The organism is Phenylobacterium sp. (assembly GCF_020402505.1).
GTDB lineage: Bacteria > Pseudomonadota > Alphaproteobacteria > Caulobacterales > Caulobacteraceae > Phenylobacterium.
Genome location: NZ_JADBZL010000157.1, coordinates 1 through 3,161, shown reverse-complemented (window position 1 = coordinate 3,161; position 3,161 = coordinate 1). Strand labels below are relative to the sequence as shown.

Here is a 3,161-nt window from a genome sequence, read left to right as displayed (position 1 = left end):
TTCGAGTCCTTTCCTGGGCACCACCGTCCCCCTCGGGGGCGCGGCGTCAACTACCGGCGGAGACGGCGGATCGTGGCGAACTACCTGCATGAAGGTGACCTTCCCGACGGCCTCTTCGGCGGCGTCGCCTCCGTCGCCGTCGACTCTGAGACCATGGGCCTGCGCCTGGGGCGCGATCCGCTCTGCGTCGTCCAGCTTTCCGCCGGCGACGGGGACGCCCACCTGGTCCGGCTCTCCCGGCCGAACTACGAGGCGCCGAACCTCAAGGCCCTGCTTGCGGACCCGGCGGTGACCAAGATCCTGCATTTCGGGCGCTTCGACATCGCCATGTTCCGCCTGCACCTGGGCGTGGTGACCGCCCCTGTCTACTGCACCAAGATCGCCTCCAAGCTGGCGCGGACCTACACAGACAAGCACGGACTTAAGGACCTGTCCCGGGAACTCCTCGGGGTCGACATGTCCAAGGTGCAGCAGAGCTCAGACTGGGGCGCGCCGAGCCTCTCTGCCGAACAGGTCGCCTATGCGGCCTCAGATGTTCTGCACCTGCACCGGCTGCGCGAGAGGCTGGACGACATGCTGCGCCGAGAGGGCCGGGCCGAACTGGCCGAGGCCTGCTTCCATTTCCTGCCCCACCGCGCCCTTCTTGACTTGGCCGGCTGGGAGGACACCGACATCTTCGCCCATGCCTGACGCCCGCCTGGAACTGCGGTTGTGACGGACGGCTTAGTCCTGCCCACCTTGCGACGCGCCCGGGAGGCGGACTCCTGGCGCCGCCGCTCGCGCCGCGTGCGCCAGCTTCGCCGGGTTCTTCCCGCCCTGGTGGGCCTGATCCTGCTGGTGCTGTCGGGTTACGTCGCCCTCGCCATGTTCGCCGCGCCCCGGACCCGTCTGGTCGAGGCAGACACGCCGATCCAACTGGTGCGCCCGAAGTTCGTCGGCCAGGACCGGAAGGGACGGGCCTTCACCCTCACAGCCAGGACCGCGACCCGGGATCCGGCCGACTATGACCGGGTGATCCTGGACCAGCCGGTGCTTCTGCTGCGCCGTGACCCGGGTGAGCCCATTCGCGTCTCCGCCCGGACCGGCGACTTCAACGAATCCGAGCACATATTGAAGCTCAAGGGGGATGTCCGGCTGAACAGCGGGGACATCAGTTTCGCCACCGGCGCCTCGACTTTCGATACCGTCCTGGGCGAACTGATCGGGGATGGCGCCATACAGGGCGTAGGGTCCCTTGGAGAAATCAACGCGAAGTCCTATGGCGTATACGACAGGGGCGACCGCCTCGTGTTCGGCGGCGGGGTCAGCACCCGCCTCGAGCCGAGGTCCGGGCCCTGAAATCAGGGACGATCGACCATGAAAGATCCGAAAGCCGTAGGGATGGCGGCTGCGGCCCTGGCCCTGGCGGCGATCCCCTGGGGCGTCGAGGCCCAGCTGGCGCGCAACTCCAGAGCGCCGGTGGACATCACCGCCGACCAGCTGGAGCTGGTGAACAGCCAATGCTCCGCCATCTACCGCGGCGGCGCGGAGGCCCTGCAGGAGACTAGCCGGTTACGCAGTGACCAGCTGAAGATCATTTATGCTCCGGCTCCGGCCGGCGCAGGCAAGAACGGCTGCAGCACCGACCTGCTGCGCATGGAGGCGACCGGCTCGGTCTTCTACGTTACCCCGGAGCAGAGAGTGCGCGGCGACCAGGCGGTCTACGACGCCAAGGCCCAGACCCTGACCGTCACCGGCTCCGTCGTCGCCTCCCGCGGGCAGGACGCCATGAAGGGCGAGCGGCTGGTGGTGAACACCGTTTCTGGCGACGCGCGGATGGAGGGCGGCGGAGACCGCAGCAGCCGACGCGTGCGGACAGTCATCTATCCGGGCGCACGGCCCGACGCGCCGAAGTAGGCCCTGCATGAAGCCGCCCGAACACGACGGTCTGGTTGTCGACCGGATCGGCAAGACCTACCGCGGCCGTGCGGTGGTCAAGGGCGTATCCCTGCGTCTTGGCCGGGGCGAGGTGAAGGGACTCCTCGGCCCTAACGGCGCCGGCAAGACGACCTGCTTCTACATGATCACCGGCCTGGTCGCCGCCGATGAGGGCGCCATCTGGCTGGACGGCGAGGAGATCACCGCCCAGCCCATGTACCAACGTGCGCGGATGGGCCTCGGTTACCTTCCGCAGGAGCCCTCCATTTTCCGGGGCATGACGGTGGAGGAGAACGTCATGTCCGTGGTCGAGCTGCGCGAGCCTGACGGGCGCCGCGCCCGGGAAACTGTAGCGGGACTCCTTTCGGAACTGCGGATCGATCACCTGCGCAAGTCGCCGGCCGTCTCCCTGTCCGGAGGCGAACGCCGCCGGGTGGAAATCGCCCGGGCGCTGGCCTCCGAGCCCGCCTACATGCTCCTGGACGAACCCTTCGCGGGCATCGATCCCCTGGCGATCGCCGACATCCGCGAGGTCATCGGCTATCTGAGGGCGCGCGGCATCGGGATCATGATCACCGATCACAATGTCCGCGAGACTCTGGACATCATCGACCGGGCGGCCATCATTCACGCGGGTGAGCTCCTCCTGGAGGGTACGCCCGCCGAAATCGTCGATAATCCCGAGGTGCGCCGCGTCTACCTGGGGGAACAGTTCGCTTGACGGCCGGGGACTCGCCGCCCCGGATGCGGGCGGCGAGGGGAGAGGCATGATCGCTACGCCGAGAAACGCCGTCGTCATCCTGCTCGACAGCCTGAACCGGCACATGCTGGGCGCCTATGGCGGGACCGAGTTCGCCACGCCGAACCTGGACGCCTTCGCCCGCTCCGCAGTGCGGTTCGACAACCACCACACCGGCTCCCTGCCCTGCATGCCGGCGCGCCACGACATCCTCTGCGGCGCCCTGGACTTCCTTTGGCGGCCCTGGGGCTCGGTGGAGATCTGGGAAGACGCCATCACCTACGAGCTGCACAAGGCCGGCGTGGTCTCACAGCTCGTCTCGGATCACCCCCATCTCTTCGAGACCGGCGGCGAGAACTATCACGTCGACTTCACCGCCTGGGCCTATGAGCGGGGGCATGAGGGGGACCCCTGGAAGACCCGGCCGGATCCCAGCTGGGCCGGCGCGCCGATCTTCGGTAGGGACCACATGCCCTACCATGATAGCCGCGGCTGGTTCCGGGAC

At 67.9% G+C, this 3,161-nt stretch carries 5 protein-coding genes; all 5 read left to right on the top strand.

Annotated elements, in window-relative coordinates:
• Positions 1-72 precede the first annotated feature (72 nt).
• Positions 73-690, top strand: a complete 618-nt coding sequence (locus IM632_RS11280; protein ID WP_296480536.1) for a ribonuclease D — start codon at positions 73-75, stop codon at positions 688-690.
• 21 nt (positions 691-711) lie between these two features.
• Positions 712-1,338 (top strand): LPS export ABC transporter periplasmic protein LptC, encoded by a 627-nt coding sequence (gene lptC, locus IM632_RS11275; protein ID WP_296480538.1) that lies wholly within the window; start codon positions 712-714, stop codon positions 1,336-1,338.
• Positions 1,339-1,356: 18 nt separating this feature from the next.
• Positions 1,357-1,896: an LptA/OstA family protein gene (locus tag IM632_RS11270; RefSeq protein WP_296480541.1), complete on the top strand. Its 540-nt coding sequence runs from the start codon at positions 1,357-1,359 to the stop codon at positions 1,894-1,896.
• Positions 1,897-1,903: 7 nt separating this feature from the next.
• Complete coding sequence (lptB, locus tag IM632_RS11265) at positions 1,904-2,638, top strand: LPS export ABC transporter ATP-binding protein (RefSeq protein WP_296480543.1); 735 nt, start codon at positions 1,904-1,906, stop codon at positions 2,636-2,638.
• Between the two features lie 46 nt (positions 2,639-2,684).
• Positions 2,685-3,161 (top strand): sulfatase-like hydrolase/transferase (locus IM632_RS11260; protein WP_296552344.1); only part of this gene is annotated, 477 nt, incomplete at its 3' end.